Raw genomic sequence first — 24,426 nt, forward strand, 5'->3', positions numbered from 1 at the left:
AGCCATGCGCTACTGCACTCGCGCCGATATCGGCAACGCCATCCCCGAAATAACGTTGATCCAGCTTTCCAACGATGACCCGGCTGCCCAGCAACCGAACGAAACCGTCATTGGTGACGGCGTGCGTCAGGCTGAGGAGTTGGTGGATGGCTATCTGCGCGGGCGCTACAACCTGCCACTGGATCCGGTGCCCACCGTACTACGTGACGCCGTGGTGTACCTGGCGCGGCACTGGCTTTACCAGCGCCGCCCGGAAGGCACGATGCCGGATCCTGTTAAGGACAGCCGCAAGGACACCATCAAGCTGCTGGAAAGCATCCGCGACGGCGTAGTCACCTTGGGTATGCCGACCGGCCAGGCCGCGCCGGAGCCTGGTGAGATCAGGGTTCGTGCGCGCCGTCCTCAATTCACGGATGACCGCTGGGAGCGTTACTGATGAGCCAACCCAGGGCAAAGACACTGACCGAGCAACTGCTGGACGCTTTTGTCACTCGGTTGAAAAAGGATTTTGACCGGGAGTTGGCCATTGAGCTGTTCCCCGAAAACCCGGCCCAGTACCGACTCAACCATGCGTGCGGCGCGATCCTGGTGGCCTACGGCAAGTCAACGTTCGGTGCGTCGGAGTCCACTGACGCGGTGTTCCAGGCACGCAACATGAGCTTTCAACTGACTCTGGTGTTTCGCCAACTTCATGGCACCAGCGGCGCGATCAGCTACCTGGATCGAATCCGTGAATGCCTGACCGGCTGGAAGCCGCCGCACTGCGACATGACCTGTCGACCAACCGCCGAAAACTTTATTGGCCAGGTACAAGGGCTCTGGCAATACGGCTTGAGCATTGCCACCCGTGCCGTCCAACTGCAAATCATGGGCCTTGAAGACGGCCCGCCGATGACAGAAGCCCGATTCGAGGATTACCCATGACACTGACCCGATACCGTTACACCGGCCCTCAAAGCAGCGCATCACTGCGCGTCGGTGAAGCGCGTGAACTGCTCGATGTGCAGCTGATACCTGGTCAGCCGGTCGAGCTTCCAGCTGATCACGAATACACCCAGGTGTTGGTGGAGCTGAAGCACCTGGTGCCGCTGCCGACTGCCGAAAAGAAAGGAGCAAAAGCCAATGCCAGCTAACTATCTACACGGCATCGAGACTATCGAGGTCGAGCGCGGCCCTCGGGCTATTCGCGTGGTCAAGTCTGCGGTCATCGCCTTGGTGGGTACCGCGCCGATTGGTCCGGTCAACGAACTGACGTTGTCGCAGACCGAAGTGGACGACGCCCAGTTCGGTCCAGACCTGGAAGGTTTCAGCATTGCTGACGCGCTCGCGGGCATTCACGCTTTCGGCGCCGGGACGGTGTTGGTGATCAACGTGCTTGATCCAGCGGTCCATCGCAGCAACGTCGTTGGCCAGGCTCGTCAGTTTGGTGACAATGACCTGCTGCAACTGCAGCACGGTGCTTTGCAATTACTGGCGTTAAAGTCCGAGGACGGTACCATCACCTACGTGCCGGATGCCGACTACTCCGTGAACCTGCTGACCGGCAGCGTCACGCGCATGTCAGCAGGCGCTATCCCCGTAGGAGCAAAGGTCAAGGCTGACTACACCCACGCTGATCCGAGCAAGGTTACTCCCGCTGACATCATTGGCTCGGTCACCCTGGCTGGTCGGCGAACGGGCCTGAAGGCGTTCCCGGACAGCTACAACCTGTTCGGTTTCTTCCCCAAGATTTTCATTGCGCCTGGGTTCAGCACCTTGGGCCCAGTGAGCGTGGAGCTGATCGCGTCAGCAACCCAACTGGGCGGCGTCGCCTACATTGATGCGCCCATCGGTAGTACCGTGCAGCAAGTCGTTGCGGGTCGCGGCCCACTTGGCGTGATTAACTTCAATACCAGCAGCGACCGGGCGCGTCTGTGCTACCCGCACGTTAAAGTCTATAACGCACGCACCAACAGCGAGCGGCTACAGCCTCTGTCGATCCGTGCCGCTGGCCTACGGGCCAAGGTAGATAACGACAAGGGGTACTGGTGGTCCAGCTCCAACCAGGAGCTGGTTGGGGTCATTGGTCTAGAACGGCCGCTGACGGCGCGGGTCGACGATCCGAACAGCGAAGTCAACCTGCTTAACGAAAACGGCGTGACCACCGTGTTCAATTCGTTCGGTACCGGCTTGCGTCTTTGGGGCAACCGAACGGCGGCATGGCCCACCGTGACCCATATGCGCAACTTCGAAAACGTGCGCCGGACCAAGGATGTGGCCGACGAATCGATTCGCTACAGCTCGTTGCAGTTCGTTGACATGCCGATCACGAACTCGCTGATCGACAGCCTGACTGAAAGCGTCAACCAGTTCTTCCGCAAGCTGATCGGCGACGAGGCTCTGCTCGGCGGTGAGTGCTGGTTTGATCCGACACGGAATCCACAGACGCAGATCGAACTGGGCAACCTGCTGATCAACTACAAGCTCACCGTGCCGGTGCCCTTTGAACGCGGCACCTTTGAAACCGAAATCACCGGGGAATACCTGGTCAAACTGGGAGCCGAATAATGGCTGGTTTTAGCGCGCATCGGATCGCCAACGCGAACGTATATCTGGATGGCAACAGCTTCTTTGCTCGTTGCGAGGAGATCGAACTCGGCACGGTCAAAGCCGTCATGTCTGACTTCCAAGGACTGGGCATGGTCGGCCTGATTGAATTGCCTGACGGCCTCGACAAGCTGGAAGGCAAGATCGTGTGGAACAGCCTCTACTACGATGCGGCGAAGAAGCTGGCCACACCGTTCAAAAGTGTTCAGCTGCAGTGCCGTTCGAACGTACAAGTGTTCAACAGTGCGGGGCTGGTGGATGAAATCCCCCTGGTCACCCTGATGACAGTGACCTTCAAGGAATACGCCCTGGGCAGTTACAAACCACGTGACCCCACCAAGTTCGAAACGCCGTTCTCGGCCACGTACGTGCGCCAGCTGTTGAACGGTGAGGAAATCGTGCGACTGGACTACCTGTCCAACATCTTCCGTGTAGGCGGTGAGGATCAGTTGTCCAAGTACCGGAAGAACATCGGTCAGGCGTAAGACCGATAGGATCGCTTCGATGGATCGAAGCCGCCAGGACGGCAAAACCGAAGCCCCGCCATTGTGCGGGGCTTCTTCTTTAAACTAGATTAAAAGCCAGCGCCACGGCCAGGCGCGACACTCAGGGCTCTCGAGCAACCGATCACTTGATCAACCTGGAGTAACGAACGTGGCCGACAAACTCAGTATCCCCCTCAAGTTCCCTTTCAAATCCGCTGCAGGTGAACAGATCACTTCGCTGCCGATCACTCGCCTCAAACGTAAAGACCTCAGTAACGCCCAGAGCAACTCCAAAGACGAAGCGGCCATGGAAGATCATCTTGTAGCGAAGATGACCGGCATGACCGTGGAGGACTTGATGGACCTGGACATTGCTGACTCGAAAACAGTCAGTGCGGTGTTTCGGGAAATGGTGGGCGGAGGAGACCTTGCTGCATTCCTGGGACGAAGCGCTGCTCCTGGTACTGAGGATGCAACCGTCTGAGATCGACGAGCTGGAGATGGAGCGGTACTGGTTTTGGGTTGATGTTTGTGAGCGAGAGATCAACCGCCGGATCGAACTTTCCGAGCAAATGAACCGCTGATCAAAGCTACCAACCCCACTACCACTCCCGCCAATAATGCGCCGCCCGCTGCGATAGGGGCGGCTGCCAGGGCCAGCAACGGCAGTCCTAGGCAGAACATCAGCACCGCCGCCCACAAGGGCAGGTTCGCCAGGCAGAGCCAGGCAAGCCAGATCACACCGACGCCGATGGCCAGTGCATAAAGGGTTTTGGCGGTGAGCAGAGCGGCTTTTTCAAACATGCTTGCAGCGTAGCAAATTATGGCTAATGAAGTCCTGGTCGGGTTAAAGATTGGTGCCGTGGTATCGGGCAGCCTGCACGCCGCGTTTGGCTCGGCTAAATCCACTGTGCAGCAGCTGGGCCGCGCTACCGATGGCTTGACCACCAAGCAGAAGCTGATGGGCACAGAGTTGGCGGCGTCCATCGCCAGAGGCGGTACCGGCGTCGAGCGTCTTCGGCGGCAATACGACCAGGTCGGCCGCACCATTGAACAGCTCAAGGCGAAACAGGAGCGTCTCAACACCAGCATTGCTCGTGGCGAAACGCTGAAGAACAAGCGTGGGGATCTGCGTGGCCAGGCAATGGAGACCATCGGTACTGGAGTCGCCCTGGGCGCGCCAGTGGTGCAGTCGATGCGTACGGCTATCGATTTTCAAGACCAGACCCGTGACATTGCCATTACAGGCGGCTTCGACGAGGCCGAGGAAAAACGCCTTAGTGATGTGATGCGTGGGGCGGCGTTGAGATGGAACCAAACTCAAACCGACGTGGCCAAGGGCACGGGCGTCTTGATCGCGGGGGGTATATCGAGCGCCAAGGAACTTGCTGCTTACGCTCCAGTGATGGCCAAGTCCGCGACCGCAACCCGGGCTAGCATGGACGATCTTGGTTCTGTTGCTATTGCACTGAACGATAACCTGGGTATTGGCGCTGCTGGTTTAGAGCGTTCAATGAACATGCTGGCATTCGCCGGGAAAAGCGGCCAGTTCGAACTCGCTGACATGGCAAAGTGGTTGCCACAGCTGACCCCACAGTTCGCTGCACTAGGGGTTACAGGCGAAAGAGCCGTTGCTGAAATCGGAGCGTCACTGCAAATAGCTCGGCGTGGCGCAGGCACAAATGATGAGGCCGCTAACAACTTCAAAAACTTTCTTTCAAAAATTACCGCTCCAGATTCAATAAAGGCCTTTGAGAAGGCGGGTATTGATCTTAAAAGCAGCATGAAGAACTTAGTCAGCGAAGGTCTTTCGCCTGCTGAAGCGATGATCAAAATACTGACGGTACACCTTGGGAAGAAGGCGCCCGAAGCTGCTGCCCAATATGGGAAAGCGCTCGACTTAAAAGATGACCAAGAAAAGCAAATAGCGCTCGCCCGATTGGATGAAGCCTACAATTTGGGAGAGCTGTTTGTTGATCAGCAAGTACTTTCGTTTGTTCGTCCTGCGCTCGCGAACCAAAAAGACTTAGGCGATATTAAAGCCGGTAGTAAAGGTGCTGCCGACAAAGGTGTACTGGATGAGGATTGGACGAAGCGAATGGGCAGCTCTAAAGAGCAGCTGAAAAACTTAAGAATCAATCTCTCAGACATAGGTATTTCAGTAGGTAATGCGTTGTTACCTGCCCTAGTAGATGTTACCAAGGCTTTGGTGCCGCTGATGGCATCGTTCTCCACCTGGGCAAGCGAAAACCCCGCCATCATCAAAGGTGTTGTCGGCCTCGTCGGCGGCCTGCTGGCAGGCAAACTGGCCTTCATCGGTCTCGCCTATGGCGCCAACCTGGTGATGTCACCGTTCGTGGCGATGTCCACCACCATCACTACTGTGTCCGCCAAATGGACTCTGCTGCGTGGCATGTGGCAGATGGGCAAGTTCGCGCCCCTAGTCACCGGCCTCACACGTATTGGCAGCGGTTTGCTCACGGTTGCCCGGTACAGCGGCCTGTTCTTACGCGGCGTCACTATGGCACTCGGCGCACCGCTGATGATGGTGGCGCGTGGTGGTTTGTTCCTGGGCAAGATCCTCGGCGGGACGTTGTTGTTCGGTCTCAAGCTCGCTGGTCAAGCTGTCCTCTGGCTGGGTAGAGCGTTGCTGATGAACCCCATCGGCCTGCTGATCACCGGCATCGCCCTGGGCGCGTATCTGATCTACCGCTATTGGGAGCCCATCAAAGGCTTCTTCAGCGGCTTGTGGACTGAGATCAAAGCTGGCTTCAACGGCGGGCTGTCCGGCATCACAAGCTTGATCCTGGACTTCTCTCCGCTGGGGCTGTTCTACCGTGCTTTCGCTGGCGTGATGAGCTACTTCGGGGTTGAGTTGCCCGGCAAGTTCAGTGAGTTCGGCGGCATGCTGGTGACAGGACTGGTCAACGGCATCAGCAACATGGCCGGTGCATTGAAAGACAGTGTGCTGGGCATTGGCTCATCTATTAAGGGCTGGTTTACCGAAACCCTGGGCATCCAGTCGCCCAGCCGTGTGTTCATGGGGTATGGCGCAAACATCAGCGAAGGCGCTGCCATTGGCATCACCGCTCAATCCGACCTGGTGGGCAAGGCGGCGCTGAGCATGGCGGGTCAATCGAAGGTCGACATGCTGCCACCAAACCCGACTGAGGTGTCCAGGGCGAGCATGATGGGTAGCTTCGCAGGTTCCGGTCAGGGCAGCACACCAGGTGCAGGCGCGGCGCCTACTTTCCATTTCTCTCCCCAGATCAATGTTCCGGGTGGACCCAACGTGAGTGAACAGGTCACCCAGGGGCTGCAAGCAGGCTATGCCGAGTTCGTGAAGAACATGGATCGTTACTTCCACGATAAACGTCGCCGCAGCTACGGGTCACCTGACGAGGGCTTTGCCTGATGTTCGCGATCCTGGGAGACATTGAGTTCGACGTTGCAGGCGGCATCAGCGGCCTGGAGCAAAGCGGCACAGCCGATTGGGCGGAGCATGCTCGTATCCAAGGCAAGCCCTTGTTGGAGTGGATTGGCGAAGGACTGGACACCTGCAACCTGACGATGGTCCTGCACCCGTTGCTGGGTGATCCCGAGGAGCGGCTGCGCGCACTGCGCCAGGCCAAGAGCAAGCACGAGCCGCTGGCATTCGTGATGGGCAGCGGCGAGTACTTGGGCGCCTACGTCATCACCGACATCAGCAACACCATGCGACGGGGAACCGCTGTGGGCCAAATCGCCGCCGCAACGGTCCAGGTAAGCCTCAAGGAATACACGGGAGCGTTTAACCGTAAGGTACTCCGGCCGGGGCTGCTAGATCCGGCATTGAGTGGCACTCCTGCAGCAGTGACTGGCTCTCCGGGGCTGATTTCTAAATTGACGCCGCCTGCCAGCCCAACGCAGATGGCTATTGCTCATGCAAAAACCGTGGGCAACGTCTTGCGTGCGGGAATGAACGTGTACGACTCCACCAAAAGCGGCAGTCCGTCCATGATTCTTGGGCAGGTGCCGCAACTGCTCGGCATCACCGCTCGGGCTATTGAGCCGCTCCAGGGCTTCAAGGACGCGGCAGGCCTGCTCGATGACGGCGCCGATCTGTCACGTCTGAGTGACTCCGTGCTGGGTAGCGTGATGGGCTCCCGGTCCAGTCTCAATCCAGTAGACCTGGGCAACATCGTCGACCGCTTTGCCAGCTCCCGCGAGTCCCTTGGACAGGCAGCCACCACCCTGAACAGCGCCAGTACCCGCCTCGCAGGCCTGGCAGCTCAAGTCCTGACCAGGAGAGCCTGATGTTTATCGCCCACGTAACCACTGAGGGAGAGCGTTGGGATCAATTAGCCTGGCGCTACTACGGTGACGCTCACCGCTATTTGCCTATCGTCGAAGCAAACACCCATGTGCCCATCACCGCCGCGCTTCCAGCTGGGCTGACGCTGGCCATCCCTATGCTGGACCCCGTGACGTCGACCGAGGATCTCCCACCATGGATGCGTTGATTCCCGCTCAGGTACCCGAAGCGCGCTTCGTGCTGACCTACCAGCAACGCAATATCACCCGCGACATCAGCAAGCACCTGCTGTCGTTGACCTACTCCGACTTTCTGACGGGTGAGGCTGATAGCCTGGAGGTCGAACTGGAGGACACCGAGGGCAAGTGGCGGGACGCCTGGTATCCGGGACATGGCGACACCCTGAAACTGTCCATAGGCTGGGAAGGCAAGCCATTACGGGCGGTGGGCAGCTTTGAAATAGACGAGGTGGAACTGAACTGCCCGCCGTCGACCATCAGCATTCGTGCCCTCGCTGCCGGCATTCAGACCGCTCTGCGTACCACTGAACATAAAGCCTACGAAAACATGACGCTGGACGTTGTGGCCAAACAGATTGCCGACCGTCAGGGGCTGGAGCTAGTTGGTCGTATCGAGCCAATCAAACTGGACCGCTTGACTCAACAGGAGTCGGACCTGGCCTTCCTCCGAAACCTGGCTGGCGAGTACGACTATGCCTTCAAGGTCACCGGCAAACGCATGGTGTTTCACGCAATCAGCGAGCTGGCCAGTGGCGTATCTGTAGCCAGTTTGATCTTGAAGGACCTCGCCAGCGTGCGATTGCGTGACCAGATTACGGTGGTGCCCAAGGCTATTGAGGTGAAACACAAAGAGCCTGCCAAAAAACAGTTGATCGCGTACAAGATGGTCAATGGCGAAACCGTTGCCGTGCCCAGCAGTTCCAGCAAGGCCACAACCAGCGCTGACACGAAGAAACAGCGCAAGCGCAGTGCCTCAGCGGAGGTCGCCAAAGCCAAGGCCAAAGCCGACCTGGCCAAAGCCAACCGCGAGCGAACAACAGGCAGTTGGAGCTGTATGGGGCGCCCTGACCTTGTCAGCGGCAACATCGTCACCCTGGTGGCCGCTGGCAAACTTGGCGGAAACTACCTGATCACGGCCTCGCATCACCGTGTCAGCCGAACTGGCTACACCGTGGATAAAGAGCTGTGTCGCATTTCGGCACCCTCGATCAACCTGAGCCTGGCCAACACCAAGCCTGACCTGGCGCTGTCGACCTACGGCATCCAACACGAGGTGGTGGCCTGATGGGCATTGAGCTTGAGTACGGTGAGATCAGCGCTGTGGATTACCCAACCTGTCGCGTGCGAGTCCGTCTGGATGATCGTGATGGTGTTGAGAGCTACTGGCTCCACGTGCCACAGCGCAATACGCAGGGTACTCAGCGCCGCCCGCTGATGCCCGAGTTGGGGGAGCAGGTCGCGGTGCTGCTCGATGCCGATGGTGTCGGTGGTGTGTACCTGGGCGGGATCTACTCGACTGCTGAGCCACCGCCAGTTGTAGATGAAGATACCGACTATGTCCGCTTCAGCGATGGGACGGTTTCAACCTACGACCGAGCTGCAGGAGTCATGACACTTGATTGTGTTGGGGCATTGCGTGTGAAGTGCGGGCGAAATATCACTGTTGAAGCCGGAGAGCCGGTCGTGGTCAAGGCGCCTTCAGCAACATTAAATGTGCCTCAGGTCTCCCTGATCGGAGACCTATCAATAACAGGTAGTTTGCTGGTCGACGGAAGCGTCGAAGCTACCGGCACCATCATGGATGGTGGTGGAAACTCAAACCATCACAGCCATTAGCTAGATGTCCCGTCGTTTGTTTTCAGGGGTTAATGCACGTATCGCCTCTAATTCTTTCTCTTCTGTAATGCAGTGACGAACGGCAATGTTCAGCAGGGTAAAGAGCGCAAGCGCGACCTCTGGGCTGTCATTGAGATTGACAGTTCCTGGATGCACCGACTCATTTCCGAAGATACGAATGGTATCGAACGCTTTCAACAGTCGGCTGGGCAACCCCAACTCTACAAGCTCACCAATTTGGTTGTGGATTTTTCCTGGTTTGCCTAGAAGCTCCTCACAAAGCTTCTGCACACACAGTCGAAGCAGTGCAGCCGCTGCGCGAGGCGAGTGGCTGAAAACCAATCTGGCTTCTTCATAATCCGCTTTGATCCCTTCAGGCATATCCTCCTCCGCCTGAGGAGCAACACATTCTTGAGGGAATATCAGGGCTCGAGTGCCACCTAAAAGTCCTAGCAACGGCCTGCCTTCCCTTGATCCCCTGGAGATACCGCTTTCATCATTGATCCAAACACTTGGCTTACGACAGGCATCACAGAGCGAAAGAGCTATGGACGCGTATTCATTGAGATTCAGAAGCAAGTCGTTCCATTTCATACCGGCAAATGCGCCACAACGCGGGCAATTGAAGCTGTCCTTTCTGTAACCTGGCGTACCATCGACTTTGCTCATTGATACCAACCCATCATCCAGTTGTTTTCGCTAATCTAACTGGATTGGTCTTTAAACTCGATTAAAAGCCACCGTCAGTTGGTTTTCCCATCATGGGCGCATGACGACGCCCACTCCCTACACCAGCATCACCGCCGCCCACTGGCAGCCCGCCCTCGGCACGTCCGGCGAGGTGGTCGAAGGTCTGCGCGACATCGACCAGGCTATCCGCATCATCCTGACCACCCCCAAGGGCAGCGATGCACACCGGCCTGAGTTCGGCAGCGACCTACATCTATATATCGACTGGCCCACAAACCGAGTCACTCCGCACCTGGTGCGTGAAGCCGTCGACGCCATTCGCCGCTGGGAAACCCGCGTATCAGTCGTCCAGGTACAAGTCAGCATTGATGTCGAGCACATCACTGTGCGTGTGCAATGGCGTGTAGCCGACGGCATTCCTCAACTGACCGAGGTGCCATATGCGCGAGCTGCCTAAACCCGAGTTCGTGAAAATCGACCCCGCAGAGATCGAGGCCGAGCTAATTGCCCTCTACGAGCGAGACTCAGGCAAATCGCTGTTCCCGGCTCAGATTGAGCGCCTGTTCATTAACCAGGTGGCCTATTCCGAGGCCCGTATCAAGGCAGCGATTCAGAGCGCCGGGGAAAAGCTCCTGGTGCGTTTCAGCGCTGGTCCAATCCTAGATTACCTGGGCGACCTGGTCGGCACCCCCCGGTTGTTGGCGGTTGGAGCAGTCAGCCCCTTCTTGTTCGTTGCATCGCAGCCGCAGCCCCAGGATCGCCTGATTCCGAAAAACACACGGATCACCAATCAAAACGGTGCTGTAGCGTTCCTCACGCGCCAGGACGCGGTAATTAAGGCAGGGACACTTTCAGTACAAGTGTCTGCGATCTGCGAAACAGTGGGTGTGGTTGGAAATGGTTGGGCTATCGGCCAGATCAACACCTTGGTTGGCCAACCGTTCGTTGGGCTGACTGCGAGCAACAGCGCCATACCGGCCGATGGCGTTGAGGACGAGTCTGATGACCGCTATAAGCAACGGATCATACTTGCCCCTGAGGCTTACACCACTGCAGGCAGTCGCGGTGCATACAGATACCACGCGCTGTCAGTTCACCAGTCCATCATTGATGTGGCAGTGCGTGGCCCCGACGACGGCCTGCCAGATGGCGAGGTCGCGATTCACCCGCTGACTGAAGCAGGAATGCCCACGACGAACCTTCTGGAACAAGTCGAAAGCTATCTGAGCGGGGAAAAGTTGCGCCCCTTGTGTGACACGGTACGAGCCCAGATGCCAGCCAGGACAGACTGGCGTATCAAGTCGCATATCACCCTTTACTCCTGGGCCGACAAGGAATCCACGCTGGCTGCTGTGCAAGGGGCGGCTGAGGTTTACGCGCAGGAGCTGCGTGTCGGGCTTGGCATAGACATCGTTCCTGAGCAACTCAACGCCAGGCTTCAAGTGGCGGGCGTGTATCGATCTGCCCTGGAGTTACCGGCTGCAACGCTAGACCTCCCACGCCATGGCTGGGCGGATTGCTCCAGCATCGAGATCCTTTACTCGGGGACCGCCGATGGCTGATCTGACATTACCGCCCGCACTGGCGGGCGATGAGCGTTTTTCACTGCTGTGCAAGCTGTTGGAAGAGCGACATGCCGACATTGATCTGAACCCAATGCTGGTCTACCTCGTCGACTTGGTAAAGGCACCGTTGCTTCCCGTGCTGGCCGACCAGTTCAGCCTGCTTGATGAGGCAGTCTGGATTTTGGCTGAGTCGGAGGATGCCCGTAGAAACTTGATCAAAAACGCTGTCGAGTTGCACCGCTATAAGGGAACGCCCTGGGCGATCCGCGAGATCATTCGCTTGCTGGGCTTCGGTGAGGTCGAACTCCAGGAAGGGCTCGGAGGACGCACTTACGACGGCAGCATCGCCTTCGACGGGCTTTATGTATATGGCGATTCCCGCGCTTGGGCTGCCTATCGCGTGATTTTCAAAGACCCCATTACCAACGACCAGGCGGACGTTATACGCCGTATGTTGTCCTCCATCGCGCCTGCAGGGCGTCGCCTTGCCTCGCTTGAATACCAGGCCGCGGCCATTCGATACAACGGCACCGCTCGCTATGACGGGCTGTACAACCATGGGAGCAGTGCTTAATGGCTAACTTGCCGGAAACAGAAGACTTTGCTGAGGGCACTTATCAGATCGAAACGTCTGATCGCGTCCTGGGTGGGCCTGGTGGCATCGCCAACAAACAGGCAGAGCAGTTGGGTAATCGGACAGCCTGGTTAAGAGCGGCGATTGCGAAAATCATCGACGGTACGACGACGGTAGGTAAAGCGACTCGATTGGCGGCTTCCCGAACTCTAAAGTTCAAGGGAGCGGTAAGTGGAAGTGGTAGCTATGACGGTACTGGCGATACAGAAATAGCGTTAACGCTCGTTGATACCGGTGTCGCAGCAGGTACTTACACCAAGGTCACTATCAATGTTAAAGGCTTGGTGACGGGAGCAAGTAATCCAACAACCCTGGCCGGTTATGGCATCACAGATGCCTTCACCAAGCCCGAGACTACGTCTGCGATTCAGCAGGCAATATCGAACCTCGTGAACTCGTCACCGGCAGCACTAGACACACTCTACGAGCTTGCCGCTGCTCTGGGCAATGACCCGAACTTTGCTACGACCATGACTAACGCTTTGGCGGCTAAGGCCAACAAGGCGACGTCGTTGGGCGGCTATGGCATCTCGGACGCTTACACCAAGACCCAGGTAGACAACTCCCTTTCTGGGAAGCTGCCAACATCCGGCGGTCCTTACTCGCCTAGTTTATACAGCATATGTATTACTGCTAACTCTTTGCCTATTAACAACCCAGGGGCATTCGTTTCATACGGAACTGACGGGCAGTTTACTAACGCTTTCAATTCGGTTTGCAATCGAAGTTCAGGAACTGGTGGATTTACTTGGCGAACTGTTAACGCCGATAACTCCGTCACCGGCCCTACGATGACGTACAGCTACAGCGGGATTCTGACGGTCCCGACAGCGCTGTTTGTTCCTGCAATAACCAGCAACACAGCCGTGTCGACGCAAGGCCCAGGCTACTCGGGTCCGTATATTGCTAACTGCGCGTTTGTAGCCACCTCTGTGGCTGGCCGTCTTGGGGCAGACAACGCAGACTTCGCTGGGTTTGTTGATGCATCACCGACTGCTGCGCCATACATGCGCAGAACCATAAATAGTGAGGTCGTCAGACTTCGGCCGGCGTCTGTCGTTGACGCGGCAAACTTAACCGCTAACGGCTATACAAAAAATATTGACACCGGAGAAATTGTTCAATGGAAAGAGGTGCTCATTGGGGACATCCCAGGAGGTGGCGCCACCATAGATGTGACTTGGCCATTCGCATTTCCTAATGCCTTTATCAATGTCACGTCTATCGTCCTGCGGAGTAACGATGCATCCGTACGACACATAACAACGGCTTATTACTCTATGGGAACCGTTAATGGATGCCGATTACAAGTTGATGAGGCTCAACAATCGGTCCAGCCAGCATCACTGACGGCCATCATCACAGCTCGCGGGAGATAACAATTGAAGATTTTTTACAGCGCGCGGGAGAATGTTTTTTATCGTGACGACTTCCATGGCACTCGACTGATATCGATCCCCGATCCAGATTGGAAGCCGCCGATGATTAAAGTGCCGGACCCTGCATGGAGTACTCCGGTGGTAAAGGGGCCAATGCCTGGCTGGAGTCGACCGTTGGTTGAGGTTCCGAACCCGGAGTGGAAAGAGGGGGCCGTTGATGTCCCGGAGACGGTTTTGGTTCCTGACGTGAATGCGGTAGCTCCTACTGTAGATATTCCTGATCTTGAAGCCGTGCAACCATTGATTGATACGCCTGATCCGTCCGCTGTTGCACCATTAATTGAGGTGCCAAACCCCAATTGCTTGTTACCTGCGGAAGACGAACTTGTCGATGTTTCAGAGGATGAGCATCGGGCTATCGAAGCGACTATTGCCACAAGCTTTTCAGTATTGACCAGCGATGAGCAAGGGCGCCCTAAGGCTGTTCCTGCTCCAGGGCCAACACCGGAAGAAATGGCACGCCGCGAGCGTGCCTTGCGAGATAAAGCGCTGCTGCTTACTGACCCACTGATTGCACGTCACCGGGATGAAGTTGAGGCCGAGCGTCCGACAACACTCACCATCGCGCAATATAAGCAGTTGCAGGCCTACCGGCAGGACCTGCGCGACTGGCCTGAGTCGACATACTTCCCTTCACTAGAGAAGCGCCCAGTGCGCCCTGAGTGGCTTGTTTCACTACTCGGGTGATGTAGTCCTGATCGGTGGTGGTAAGGGTTTTAATGCGGAGGATGGCTCGATCATCATTTTGGATGTTCAGACCAACCTTCTGACCTGTTTTGACATTCTGTTGCAAGGGATGCAAAAGATCCTGAAGTGGTTTATCTCAGTTTACAGCGTGAGTTTTTCGCGCTCGGCATCAATTCGCGGCGCTCGACGTTTAAAGGATATGCCCATGCACGCCCACCCCCTCACCCCTGCCGAATTCGAGTTCATCGAAAACACCCTGCTCAAGTACGGCGACGACCATTCGGTGCTGAACCTGGCCGAACTCGACGGCTACTTCACCGCCTTGGTGTCCAGCCCGGCGCAGGTGGATGTGGCTGAGTGGTTCCCGGCGATCTGGGGCGGCCAGAACCCGGAGTGGAACAACATGGATGAAGCGCAAAGCTTCCTCGAACTGTGCGTGCGCCACATCAACACCCTGGCAAGCCAGCTGGCCACCGATGCCCAGGGCTTCAAGGCTCGCTTCGACGAAACCGAACACCAGGGCCAGAACGTGACCCTGGCCGAAGAATGGTGTTTTGGCTACATCCGCGGCGCGGCCATCGGCAACTGGCCGGCGCTGCCGGCAGAACAGGCAGCACTGCTGGAAAAAATCTCCTGGTGCGCCGAACAGGACAACTTCGAACTGCCCGCCGACCTGGACGTGCAAGCACACCAGCAACGCGTCAGCGAACTCGAACCGGCAGCACGAGCACTGCACGCGTATTGGTTGGCGAAGCGGTAAAGGACTGCTGGGCGTATCAGAGGGAGCGAGGCGCCTGCATCGCAGGCACGCCAGTTCCCACATACACCGAGTAAATATCAGCGGCCACGACCCCAAGCTCGACAAGCACGGCGTCTATGCCCGATTATTCCAGTCCGCCCGTCGGCCACTCCGTTCCACCTTGCCTTGAATCAGGAGCCTTGTACCTTGAGTTCGCAGAAAACCGTGACCGTTACACCGCCCAACTTCCCCCTCAATGGCAAGGTCGCGCCCCCCGGCTCCAAATCCATTACCAACCGTGCCCTGCTGCTTGCCGCGCTGGCCAACGGCACCAGCCGCCTCAGCGGCGCGCTCAAGAGCGACGACACCCGCCACATGTCCGTAGCCCTGCGCCAGATGGGTGTAACCATCGACGAGCCGGACGACACCACCTTCGTCGTCACCGGCCAAGGCAAACTGCAACTGCCGTCGCAACCACTGTTCCTCGGCAACGCCGGCACCGCCATGCGCTTCCTCACCGCTGCCGTCGCCACCGTGGAAGGCACCGTGGTGCTGGACGGCGATGACTACATGCAAAAACGCCCGATCGGCCCGCTGCTGGCAACCCTCGGCCAGAACGGCATCCTGGTCGACAGCCCCACCGGCTGCCCACCGGTCACCGTACACGGCGTCGGCAAGATCAAGGCCAAGCGTTTCGAGATCGACGGCGGCCTGTCCAGCCAATACGTATCGGCCCTGCTGATGCTCGCGGCCTGTGGCGAAGCGCCGATTGAAGTGGCGTTGACCGGCAAGGACATTGGTGCCCGTGGCTACGTGGACCTGACCCTGGACTGCATGCGCGCCTTCGGTGCCCAGGTTGAAGCGGTCGACGACACCACCTGGCGCGTGGCCCCCACCGGCTACACCGCCCACGACTACCTGATCGAACCCGACGCCTCCGCCGCGACCTACCTGTGGGCCGCTGAAGTGTTGACCGGTGGCCGCATCGACATCGGCGTGGCCGCCCAGGATTTCACCCAGCCGGATGCCAAGGCCCAGGCCGTGATCGCGCAGTTTCCAAACATGCAAGCCACAGTCGTCGGCTCGCAGATGCAGGACGCCATCCCGACCCTGGCGGTACTCGCCGCGTTCAACAACACCCCAGTGCGCTTTACCGAGCTGGCCAACCTACGGGTCAAGGAGTGCGACCGCGTCCAGGCCCTGCATGACGGCCTGAACGAGATCCGCCCGGGCCTGGCGACCATCGAAGGCGACGACCTGCTGGTGGCCAGCGATCCGGCCCTGGCCGGCACCTCGTGCAACGCGCTGATCGACACCCACGCCGACCACCGCATCGCCATGTGCTTTGCGCTGGCGGGGTTGAAAGTCGCGGGGATCCGCATCCAGGACCCGGACTGCGTCGCGAAGACCTATCCTGAATACTGGAAGGCCTTGGGCAGTCTTGGGGTTCAGTTGAGCTATTAAAGGGGCGGCGTCGGAATGGGGAGGCACTGCACATGACAATTCGCCAACCCTGCCCACCCGGCGCCTGCGTCTGCGACCGCGAGCAACTGCTGCAAGCGCCTGGTGCCGACCTGCGCATTCTCAACCTGACGCGACAGGAAGAGAGAAAACTGCTCGACCGGCTGGAAGACCTCAAGAGCCTGCAAGACCTGGAGCACATGCAGCAGCGGATGTACGAACTTTTGGGCATCCGCGTGCACGTGGCCCCCGGCCATACCGAGGTCAAGAGCATGCGCGGTATCCAGATCGTGATCGACGAGCTGCCGGGCATGTGCCGCAAGACCCGCCAATCCATCCCGGCAGCCATCCGCCGGGGCATGGAGAAACGTCCGGAAATCGCCTACCGCCTGCTTGACGCCCACGACCTGTTTCGCGAAGGTTGAATCAACCCGCCACGGTTTCGGTTTCGAACAGCCCTTTGCCCAAGGCCCTGGCCTTGTCCAGATGCGCCTGCGCCGCGCCGCTTTCCGACTCCAGCAACAACGCCGACGTCACCACCTGCGCGCCACAGTAATCAAAGATCCCGTAGTCAATTTGCGTGCGCATCGCGTTGGCGTAGCCGTGTCGATCAAACGCATCGGCGTCCGCTGCACCCAGCGCCAGCAGATGCACCCGCAAGTGCCGCAGCTTTTTCACCACCGGGGTGTCGGGGCCGTAATCGATGGCCCAGCCGTTGACGAAGACGCGGTCGATCCAGCCCTTGAGCAGGCCCGGCAGCGACCACCAATAAATCGGGAATGCCAGCACCAGCGCATCGGCGCGGTCGATGCGGGCCTGTTCGGCCAACACGTCGGCCGGAGGCGTGGCGCGGGTACGGTGCACTAAGTGATCGGCGGCGGCGTAGCGCGGGTCGAAACCTTCCGCGGCAATGTCGGCGATTTCGAAGGTGTGGCCCGATGCAGTAAGGCCGGCTGACACCTGCGCAGCCACGCTATGGGTGAGGGATTGCGGGTCGTGATGAGCAACAACGATGAGTGCGTGCATGACATTGACTCCCTTTGGGGTTAGCCTAGGCTTAAGTTACGATTAGTAAGTTACTTTTGGTATATAAGCATGTCAAGCAGCGAATCCACCTCCCCCCGCCGTCGCCTGTCCCGTGAAGATCGCCTGCGCCAACTCTTGGAGGTGGCCTGGCAACTGGTGCGCGATGAAGGCACCGAAGCCCTGACCCTTGGCCGCCTGGCGGAGTTGGCGGGCGTGACCAAGCCGGTGGTGTACGACCATTTCGTCACCCGTGCCGGGTTGCTGGCGGCGCTGTATGAGGACTTCGATGCGCGACAGGATCAGGTCTTCGCCAACGCCATCGCGGCCAGTGGCGACACGCTGGAAGAGCGTGCCTGGGTGATCGCCGAATCCTATGTGGATTGCGTTTTATTGCAGGGTCGGGAAATCCCGGGGGTGATTGCGGCCCTTAGCAGCTCGCCGGAGCTGGAAGCACTCAAGCGCCAGTACGAGGCGATCTTCCTCGATAAATGCCGCGACGCGCTGTCGCCCTTCGGCCGCGTGTCCCAGGCGGGACTGCGCGGCATGCTGGGCGCTGCGGAGGCGCTGTCCCAGGCGGCAGCCAGCGGCGAGATCAGCCGTGAAGAGGCGAAGCAGGAGTTGCTGGCGACCATCCTCGCGATGGTCAATCGCAGTCGCATGTGAATAACGTCTGACAGGCGAGGAATAAACCGGCACGGCGGGCGTGTCATTACCGATGACGGTGTTGGCGGCAACGGCAACCTGGCCAAGCCGTAAGGCCAATGCGGGATTGTCTTTCAGCCCCGATCCTGTAGAAACAGCTGCACCCGGCGCGCCAGTTGATCAAGGTGCCGATCGCGTTGTTTCTCGGCATCCACCATGGCGCGCTTGCCGTGCTTTTGCAGCAGGTAGGTATGAATCTGCCGCACTTCCAATGAGCGGTAGATCGACGCCACATCCAGCACGCCCATCAAGCCCTCCGTGCCGTAGTCCCGCGTGTTCATCAGCACCTGGGTACCCCGCGCACCGCGCACTTGGAAACCCATGCCCTCGAACGCCGGCACCTTCTCCACTGAGCACGCCAGTTCCGCATGGGGATAGCGGCTCAACACGTCACCCATCATTGCGCGCGCCACACCTTGACGCCGGTAACCGACCTGTACCGCCATGAACGCAATGCCGCAGGCCTCCGAATCGTCCTTCACCGGCAGGTACAGGCAAAAGCCGATGAGTTTTTCCGCTTCCATCGCCACCACCAACTCGACGGCGATGCCTTTGGCGCCGTTCAGCGCCTCCAGGTAAAGGTGCACCTCAAAGCCAATGGCGTACTGGTAGATGTTGTACAACAGGTTGCTCGGCGGCAGCGCCACGCTGCTGATATCGGTGAGGTTGTCCACCACCATCTGCAGGATCTGAGCATTGATGGGCTCGGGGCACGGCGTGGTGTAGCGGGTAAGGCTGAACATGCAAATTCCTGGGTTTAACGTCAAGGCAGCGCCGATTGTACCTGTTGCAGCCCACACACCTCACGCAAACATCCGCGCAACCAGCGATGGGCCAGGTCGGCATCCAACCTGGGATGCCAGAGCATCGCCACGGTGAAGGTGGGCAACGTCAGCGGCAATGCAAAGCGGTGCAGGCCCTCGGTTTGATGGGCGGTGTAGCGTTCCGGCACGCTGGCGATCAAGTCAGTGTCTCGGGCCAAGGCGATGGCAGCGGCGAAACCGGCGACAATGGTAGTGATCTGTCGCGTGAGGCCCTGGGATTCAAGTAAGTCGTCGATCTGGCCTCGATCCTGGCCCCGTCGGGATACGTAGACGTGCTGACCTGCGGCATAACGCTCGACGCTGACGTCACCCCGGCTGAGGGGGTGACCACTGCGCACAACGCCGACCAGGCGATCGCGAAACAGCGCCTGGGTCAGCACTTCCGGGCCGGCAGTGGGGTCGACCACCCCGGTCTCCAGGTCGACGCTGCCTTCGCGTAGCAAAGTGCTGTCCTTGTCGGCCTTGTGGATGAACCGCAAGCGCACGCCGGGCGCGTCCCTCGCGGCGCGGGCCAGCAATGCCGGACCGAAATTTTCGACAAACTCTTCGCTGGTACGCAGGGTGAAGGTGCGCGTCACATGGTTCATATTCAGGGATTGCACGGGGCGCAGCACGGCATTGGCCTCTTGCACCAGACGACTGACCTGATCACGCAACTCCAGCGCCCTGGGCGTGGCCACCAGGCCGCGACCCGCGCGTACCAGCAAGGGGTCGCCGGTGGTTTCGCGCAAACGGGCCAAGGCTCGGCTCATGGCCGAAGGACTCAGACGCAGGCGTTTGGCCGCAGCCGCAACACTGCCTTCGGCGAGCAGCACATCCAGGGTGATCAGCAGATTGAGATCGGGCATCAGCACTCCTTATATGGCGTCGGGTGCACGTATTAACTGCACACCATGCGTCTTCCGCCATGTTAAGCCACACCGTAGATTTGTGACAGTTGCCTTCATTCAAGGAATTGTCCATGCAAAGCACCTCACGTGGCAGCCTCGTCAGCCTGTCCCTGGCCATGTTGCTGGCCTCCCTGGGCACCAGTATCGCCAATGTCGCGCTGCCCAGCCTGACGCGGGCGTTTGATGCCTCTTTCCACGCCGTGCAATGGGTGGTGCTGGCCTATCTGCTGGCAATCACGGCGGTGATTGTCAGCGCCGGACGTCTGGGCGACCGGTTCGGACGGCGGCGGTTGTTGCTCGCCGGTTTGCTGCTGTTTGCCGTGGCGTGCGGGTTGTGCGGCATGGCGTCGTCCCTGGCGTGGCTGATTGCAGCGCGCGTCGTGCAAGGCCTCGGCGCAGCAGTGATGATGGCCATGGCCCTGGGCATGGTCGGTGACACCGTCACCAAGGCGCGTACCGGCCGGGTGATGGGTTTGCTGGGCACGATGTCGGCCGTTGGCACCGCGATGGGGCCCAGTGTCGGCGGCGTGTTGCTGAGTGTGTGGGGCTGGCAGGCGATCTTTCTGGTTGGCGTGCCATTGGGATTGGTGGCGGTCGCCCTTGCCTGTTGCTATTTGCCGGTTGATCGGCCCCACGCGCGCTCCTCGGCCGGCTCAGGTTTCTGGCCATCATTAAAAGATGCGTCGTTGCGCACCGGGTTGGTCATGAGTGCCCTGGTGGCCGCTGTGATCATGGCCACGTTTGTGGTCGGCCCGTTCTACTTGTCCCGAGGACTGGGACTCGATCCCGAATGGATGGGCTTGGTCATGGCGGTCGGCCCCTGCGTCGCGGCCATCACCGGCGTACCGGCCGGCAGGCTCACCGACCGCCTCGGCAGCCCGCGCATGACGCTGGCCGGCCTGGGCATGATGGCCTGTGGCGCCCTGCTGCTGTCCTGCGCTTGGGGTCTATTCGTCTATTTGGGCGCCTTGGTGATCCTGACCACCGGCTACAGCCTGTTCCAGGCCGCCAACAACACTGCCGTGATGGGCGACGTGGAGGGCGCGCGTCGTGGCACGGTGTCGGGCCTGTTAAACCTGTCACGCAACCTGGGGCTGATCGTCGGCGCCTGGGCATTGGGGGCGGTGTTCGCCTGGGCCAGCCCGGATGTCACCCGCGCCCTTCCCCAATCCGTGGCCTATGGCCTGCATACAACGTTCAGCGTGGCATTGGGCTTGATCCTGCTGGCCAGCGTGATGGCATGGCGCCGCTTTGCTGCTTTCAACGGCCTCCAGAACATCCATTGAGGCAAAAAAACAAAAAAGGCGTTGCGCCAGACCGGGTTACATCGCGCATCATGGGCACTTTCAAGCTCAAGGGTAACGTCCATGCGCGTTCTGTCATTGATGATGGGTCTTACGACGCTGGCCGCCAGTACGGTGTTCTGCGCCAGCGCGATGGCGAATGAAGAAAGTCAGTTGGTACAAGAGATCAACCAATACCGCAGCCAGGTGCAGCGCTGCGGCGACCAGGGTTCCCAGGAACTGCCACCGCTGACCAGCGATACGCGGCTGGTGCTGCCGGCCACCAATGTCGGTGACCTGCAGCAGGCGCTGGCGCGGGCCGCGTACCCGATGGTCAACGTGCAGGCCATCAGCCTGTCCGGCCCCAAGGATGCCCAGGCAGCCATGAAGGCCGTGCGCGAAAGCTTCTGCCGCGTGGTGCTGGATCCACAATTTGTCGATATCGGCGTGAGCAACAGCGGCCAGGACTGGCGCATCGTGCTCGCCCGCCCACTGCTCACCAGCGGCCTGGGCGACTGGCAGACCGAAGGCCGGCAGGTGCTGAACCTGATCAACACCGCGCGTTCGCAGCCGCGCCAGTGCGGCACCCAGGCCTTTACCGCGACCACACCATTGTCCTGGAACGAAGACCTGGCCAGCGCTGCCAACAGCCACACGCGCAACATGGCCAATGGCAATTTCTTTGACCACCTCGACCATGACGGCCGTACCCCTGGCGACCGTGCCGAACTGGCGGGATACATCGCGAAGAACATCGGCGAGAACATCGCCGCCGGCCTGGATACCCCACGCAAAGTCGTGGATGGCTGGCTGGCCAGCCCGGCCCATTGCGCCAACCTGATGAACCCGCAATTCCGTGAACTGGGCGCGGCGTATGCCATGGACCCGAAGAGTGATGCAGGGATTTACTGGACGGGGGTTTTCGGCGCGCAATAAGTCAATGTGCAGGTCGATCAAACGGTTGCAGCATCAAATCGCCATCTCATGGATAATGGCGCTGAACTTGGCAGCGGTCATTCCGGTCTGTTGATAGTTAACCTGACTTCAGGCGTTCGACAGGCGGTGGCAAACAAGGTGTTCTCGCGATGAATTGGCTGCAAAGCAGCAGCGACATGGCTGAGCGGGTTCGCCTGCATGATTGGGCAAGCTCGCCCCTGGGGCCGCTGGAGCAGTGGCCGGATGTGCTCAAGACCACCGTGGCGCTTTGCCTCGCCTCAAGCTTCCCCCAATCCATTGTGTGGGGGCCGCAATTGACCATGCTGTACAACGACGCCTTCATCCCGATTCTGGGGGACAAGCCCTATGCGCTGGGCCGCCCGTTCAGCGAGGTGTGGCATGAGGCTTGGGCAGACATCGGCCCCATCGCCAATGCGGCGTTCGAGGGGCATGCCACCTACATCGAGAACTTCCCCCTGCTGATCGAGCGCGGCAACGGTTCCGAGCAGGCGTACTTCACCTTTTGCTACAGCCCGATCCGCGACCCTCAAGGCAGGGTCGTGGGCATGCTCGACACCGTTACGGAAACCACCGCCACCGTGTTCCTCGCCCGCCGCCTGGCCGTGCTGGATGCCGTGGGCAGTGCGGTGGCCAATGCCACCGACGCCGAAACCATCATGTCCACCACCACACGCCTGCTGGCTGAGCACTTGCAGGTGTCCAACTGCGCTTACGCGGACATGGACGCCGACGAAGACGGCTTCACCATTCGCGGCAATTGGGCGGCACCGGGCTCGCCCAGCATTGTAGGGCGCTACAGCCTCGCCTCGTTCGGCGCACGGGCAGTGCGGCAGTTGCGCGCGGGTGAGCCACTGGTGGTTGAGGACAACCGGGTGGAGTTCCCACCCGAGGAAGCCGCCAGCTATCAGGCCCTGGACGTCCTGGCGACGGTGTGTTTCCCACTGATCAAGGACGGCCGCCTGACCGCCTTGATGGCGGTGCATCACAAGAAGGCGCGCGTCTGGTCACCCTACGACCTGGCGCTGGTAGGCGAAGTCACCGAACGCTCCTGGGCCCATATCGAACGGGTACGCGCCGACGCCGCCGTACGCGAAGGCCTAGCGGCGTTCACCGAGCTGAATGCCACCCTCGAACAGCGTGTAATGGAGCGCACTGCCGCCCTCACCCAGGCCGAAGCCGCGCTGCACCAGTCGCAGAAACTCGAAGCCATCGGCCAATTGACCGGTGGCGTTGCCCATGACTTCAACAACCTGCTGACCATCATTCGCTCGTCGGTCGACTTTCTGCGCCAGCCCGGGCTTTCCGAAGAGCGGCGCCAGCGCTACATGAGCGCTGTTTCCGACACCGTCGAGCGCGCCAGCAAGCTCACCAGCCAACTCCTCGCGTTCGCCCGGCGCCAACCGCTCAACCCGGAAGTCTTCGATGCGGGCCAGCGGGTCAAGAACATTGGCGAAATGCTTGAAAGCGTCACCGGCGCACGCATCCACGTGCAGGTGCAACTGCCCGAGCACCCTTGCCATGTGCGGGTGGACGCCAGCCAGTTTGAAACCGCGCTGATCAATATCGCCCTTAATGCCCGGGATGCGATGGAGGGTCAAGGCACCCTGACCCTGCGCGTGGTCACTGTCGAAGCAATGCCAAGGATCCGGGGCGATGCGGAAGCCCGACAACCGTTTGTGAGCATTTCCCTGGCCGATACCGGCAGCGGTATTCCTGGCGACGCCGTCGAACGCATTTTCGAGCCGTTCTTTACCACCAAGGCCGTAGGCAAAGGCACCGGGCTGGGACTGTCCCAGGTATTCGGCTTTGCCAAGCAGTCCGGGGGCAACGTAGAAGTCGTCAGCACCCCAGGGCAAGGCTCGGTCTTTACGCTATACCTGCCAGAGGCGACGCCACAGGCGCTACCTGACGAGCAACCGCAGCAAGGCCCTGCGCCCACGCACGATGCCGCGCAACGCCACATCCTGATCGTGGAAGACAACCTCGAAGTGGGCCGCTTCGCCACCCAGATCCTCCAGGATCTGGGCTACCAGACCACTTGGGCCACCAACGCGGAGCAGGCCCTCGCCTTGGCCGGCACGGACGCCCTGGCGTTCGATGGCGTTTTTTCGGATGTGGTGATGCCCGGTATGACCGGCGTAGCCATGGCGAAAGTACTGCGGCAACGGCGCGCGGACTTGCCGGTGGTGCTCACGTCCGGCTACAGCGAGGAACTGGCCGACAGCGGTTACGAAGGGTTTGAGTTCCTGCCCAAGCCCTACTCCGCCGACCAGGTTGCCCGGGCGCTCGCCAAGGCGATGCCCTGAGC

28 protein-coding genes are annotated in these 24,426 nt (G+C 59.6%); 23 read left to right on the forward strand and 5 right to left on the reverse strand.

What is annotated here, in order from left to right; genetic code table 11:
• The first annotated feature begins 4 nt into the window (after positions 1-4).
• The 6 genes from BMZ57_RS13970 to BMZ57_RS13995 all read left to right on the forward strand — a co-directional run bounded on the left by BMZ57_RS13970 (position 5) and on the right by BMZ57_RS13995 (position 3,555).
• On the forward strand, positions 5-436 hold the full coding sequence (locus BMZ57_RS13970; protein ID WP_069672625.1) for a gp436 family protein: 432 nt from the start codon (positions 5-7) through the stop codon (positions 434-436).
• Entirely contained in the window at positions 436-924 is a 489-nt protein-coding gene (locus tag BMZ57_RS13975; RefSeq protein WP_069672626.1) for a Gp37 family protein, read from the forward strand. Before BMZ57_RS13970 ends, BMZ57_RS13975 begins: the two co-directional genes overlap by 1 nt.
• Positions 921-1,133 carry a hypothetical protein gene (locus tag BMZ57_RS13980; protein WP_069672627.1) on the forward strand — a complete coding sequence of 71 codons (213 nt, stop codon included), beginning with the start codon at positions 921-923 and terminating at the stop codon, positions 1,131-1,133. Before BMZ57_RS13975 ends, BMZ57_RS13980 begins: the two co-directional genes overlap by 4 nt.
• Complete coding sequence (locus BMZ57_RS13985) at positions 1,123-2,547, forward strand: phage tail sheath subtilisin-like domain-containing protein (protein ID WP_069672628.1); 1,425 nt, start codon at positions 1,123-1,125, stop codon at positions 2,545-2,547. The genes BMZ57_RS13980 and BMZ57_RS13985 overlap by 11 nt, the downstream gene beginning before the upstream one ends.
• Positions 2,547-3,071 (forward strand): phage major tail tube protein, encoded by a 525-nt coding sequence (locus tag BMZ57_RS13990; protein WP_069672629.1) that lies wholly within the window; start codon positions 2,547-2,549, stop codon positions 3,069-3,071. The genes BMZ57_RS13985 and BMZ57_RS13990 overlap by 1 nt, the downstream gene beginning before the upstream one ends.
• A gap of 169 nt (positions 3,072-3,240) precedes the next feature.
• Positions 3,241-3,555: a phage tail assembly protein gene (locus tag BMZ57_RS13995; RefSeq protein ID WP_069672630.1), complete on the forward strand. Its 315-nt coding sequence runs from the start codon at positions 3,241-3,243 to the stop codon at positions 3,553-3,555.
• Positions 3,556-3,614: 59 nt separating this feature from the next.
• Here the strand turns inward: BMZ57_RS13995 and BMZ57_RS14000 are convergent, their stop codons facing one another.
• A complete protein-coding gene (locus tag BMZ57_RS14000) occupies positions 3,615-3,875 on the reverse strand; it encodes a hypothetical protein (protein ID WP_069672631.1) in 261 nt (86 codons plus the stop codon).
• A gap of 19 nt (positions 3,876-3,894) precedes the next feature.
• Here BMZ57_RS14000 and BMZ57_RS14005 point away from each other — a divergent pair, with 19 nt between their 5' ends.
• The 5 genes from BMZ57_RS14005 to BMZ57_RS14025 are packed head-to-tail and all read left to right on the forward strand — an operon-like array spanning position 3,895 to position 9,221.
• On the forward strand, positions 3,895-6,486 hold the full coding sequence (locus BMZ57_RS14005) for a phage tail tape measure protein (protein WP_069672632.1): 2,592 nt from the start codon (positions 3,895-3,897) through the stop codon (positions 6,484-6,486).
• Complete coding sequence (locus BMZ57_RS14010) at positions 6,486-7,367, forward strand: phage tail protein (RefSeq protein WP_069672633.1); 882 nt, start codon at positions 6,486-6,488, stop codon at positions 7,365-7,367. Before BMZ57_RS14005 ends, BMZ57_RS14010 begins: the two co-directional genes overlap by 1 nt.
• Positions 7,367-7,573 carry a tail protein X gene (locus tag BMZ57_RS14015; protein ID WP_069672634.1) on the forward strand — a complete coding sequence of 69 codons (207 nt, stop codon included), beginning with the start codon at positions 7,367-7,369 and terminating at the stop codon, positions 7,571-7,573. The genes BMZ57_RS14010 and BMZ57_RS14015 overlap by 1 nt, the downstream gene beginning before the upstream one ends.
• A complete protein-coding gene (locus tag BMZ57_RS14020) occupies positions 7,561-8,670 on the forward strand; it encodes a phage late control D family protein (protein WP_069672635.1) in 1,110 nt (369 codons plus the stop codon). Before BMZ57_RS14015 ends, BMZ57_RS14020 begins: the two co-directional genes overlap by 13 nt.
• Positions 8,670-9,221 (forward strand): phage baseplate assembly protein V, encoded by a 552-nt coding sequence (locus tag BMZ57_RS14025; RefSeq protein WP_069672636.1) that lies wholly within the window; start codon positions 8,670-8,672, stop codon positions 9,219-9,221. Before BMZ57_RS14020 ends, BMZ57_RS14025 begins: the two co-directional genes overlap by 1 nt.
• Here the strand turns inward: BMZ57_RS14025 and BMZ57_RS14030 are convergent, their stop codons facing one another.
• Positions 9,222-9,890, reverse strand: coding sequence for a DUF4145 domain-containing protein (locus tag BMZ57_RS14030; protein WP_074900545.1), 669 nt, complete (start codon positions 9,888-9,890; stop codon positions 9,222-9,224).
• 100 nt (positions 9,891-9,990) lie between these two features.
• On the opposite strand from BMZ57_RS14030, the gene BMZ57_RS14035 reads away from it, so the two are divergent.
• From BMZ57_RS14035 to BMZ57_RS14070, 8 genes are all read left to right on the forward strand, one after another.
• Entirely contained in the window at positions 9,991-10,368 is a 378-nt protein-coding gene (locus BMZ57_RS14035) for a GPW/gp25 family protein (RefSeq protein WP_069672638.1), read from the forward strand.
• Positions 10,352-11,473: a baseplate assembly protein gene (locus BMZ57_RS14040; RefSeq protein ID WP_069672639.1), complete on the forward strand. Its 1,122-nt coding sequence runs from the start codon at positions 10,352-10,354 to the stop codon at positions 11,471-11,473. Before BMZ57_RS14035 ends, BMZ57_RS14040 begins: the two co-directional genes overlap by 17 nt.
• Positions 11,466-12,050: a phage tail protein gene (locus BMZ57_RS14045; RefSeq protein ID WP_069672640.1), complete on the forward strand. Its 585-nt coding sequence runs from the start codon at positions 11,466-11,468 to the stop codon at positions 12,048-12,050. Before BMZ57_RS14040 ends, BMZ57_RS14045 begins: the two co-directional genes overlap by 8 nt.
• Positions 12,050-13,489: a gp53-like domain-containing protein gene (locus BMZ57_RS14050; RefSeq protein WP_069672641.1), complete on the forward strand. Its 1,440-nt coding sequence runs from the start codon at positions 12,050-12,052 to the stop codon at positions 13,487-13,489. The genes BMZ57_RS14045 and BMZ57_RS14050 overlap by 1 nt, the downstream gene beginning before the upstream one ends.
• A 3-nt stretch (positions 13,490-13,492) precedes the next feature.
• A complete protein-coding gene (locus BMZ57_RS29785; protein WP_254668482.1) occupies positions 13,493-14,236 on the forward strand; it encodes a hypothetical protein in 744 nt (247 codons plus the stop codon).
• Between the two features lie 205 nt (positions 14,237-14,441).
• Positions 14,442-14,996 (forward strand): UPF0149 family protein, encoded by a 555-nt coding sequence (locus tag BMZ57_RS14060; RefSeq protein ID WP_044287069.1) that lies wholly within the window; start codon positions 14,442-14,444, stop codon positions 14,994-14,996.
• Between the two features lie 186 nt (positions 14,997-15,182).
• Positions 15,183-16,439, forward strand: coding sequence for a 3-phosphoshikimate 1-carboxyvinyltransferase (locus BMZ57_RS14065; protein ID WP_010210707.1), 1,257 nt, complete (start codon positions 15,183-15,185; stop codon positions 16,437-16,439).
• A 32-nt stretch (positions 16,440-16,471) separates the two neighbouring features.
• Positions 16,472-16,861: a hypothetical protein gene (locus BMZ57_RS14070; protein WP_047543216.1), complete on the forward strand. Its 390-nt coding sequence runs from the start codon at positions 16,472-16,474 to the stop codon at positions 16,859-16,861.
• A 1-nt stretch (position 16,862) separates the two neighbouring features.
• On the opposite strand, the gene BMZ57_RS14075 is transcribed toward BMZ57_RS14070, so the two are convergent.
• Entirely contained in the window at positions 16,863-17,462 is a 600-nt protein-coding gene (locus BMZ57_RS14075) for an NAD(P)H-dependent oxidoreductase (RefSeq protein ID WP_010210709.1), read from the reverse strand.
• A 69-nt stretch (positions 17,463-17,531) separates the two neighbouring features.
• Here BMZ57_RS14075 and BMZ57_RS14080 point away from each other — a divergent pair, with 69 nt between their 5' ends.
• On the forward strand, positions 17,532-18,125 hold the full coding sequence (locus BMZ57_RS14080) for a TetR/AcrR family transcriptional regulator (RefSeq protein ID WP_047543214.1): 594 nt from the start codon (positions 17,532-17,534) through the stop codon (positions 18,123-18,125).
• A 113-nt stretch (positions 18,126-18,238) separates the two neighbouring features.
• Here BMZ57_RS14080 and BMZ57_RS14085 read toward each other — a convergent pair whose 3' ends face one another.
• A complete protein-coding gene (locus BMZ57_RS14085) occupies positions 18,239-18,907 on the reverse strand; it encodes a GNAT family N-acetyltransferase (protein ID WP_069672642.1) in 669 nt (222 codons plus the stop codon).
• 20 nt (positions 18,908-18,927) lie between these two features.
• Positions 18,928-19,836: a LysR family transcriptional regulator gene (locus tag BMZ57_RS14090; RefSeq protein ID WP_069672643.1), complete on the reverse strand. Its 909-nt coding sequence runs from the start codon at positions 19,834-19,836 to the stop codon at positions 18,928-18,930.
• Positions 19,837-19,949: 113 nt separating this feature from the next.
• On the opposite strand from BMZ57_RS14090, the gene BMZ57_RS14095 reads away from it, so the two are divergent.
• From BMZ57_RS14095 to BMZ57_RS14105, 3 genes are all read left to right on the forward strand, one after another.
• Positions 19,950-21,164, forward strand: coding sequence for an MFS transporter (locus tag BMZ57_RS14095; protein WP_069672644.1), 1,215 nt, complete (start codon positions 19,950-19,952; stop codon positions 21,162-21,164).
• 81 nt (positions 21,165-21,245) lie between these two features.
• The gene (locus BMZ57_RS14100; RefSeq protein WP_010210719.1) at positions 21,246-22,097 is read left to right on the forward strand and encodes a CAP domain-containing protein; all 852 of its coding nucleotides are present in this window, start codon (positions 21,246-21,248) and stop codon (positions 22,095-22,097) included.
• A gap of 149 nt (positions 22,098-22,246) precedes the next feature.
• A complete protein-coding gene (locus BMZ57_RS14105) occupies positions 22,247-24,424 on the forward strand; it encodes a hybrid sensor histidine kinase/response regulator (protein ID WP_021491754.1) in 2,178 nt (725 codons plus the stop codon).
• The last annotated feature ends 2 nt before the right edge of the window (positions 24,425-24,426 follow it).

Source organism: Pseudomonas simiae (assembly GCF_900111895.1).
GTDB classification, from domain to species: Bacteria; Pseudomonadota; Gammaproteobacteria; order Pseudomonadales; family Pseudomonadaceae; genus Aquipseudomonas; species Aquipseudomonas simiae.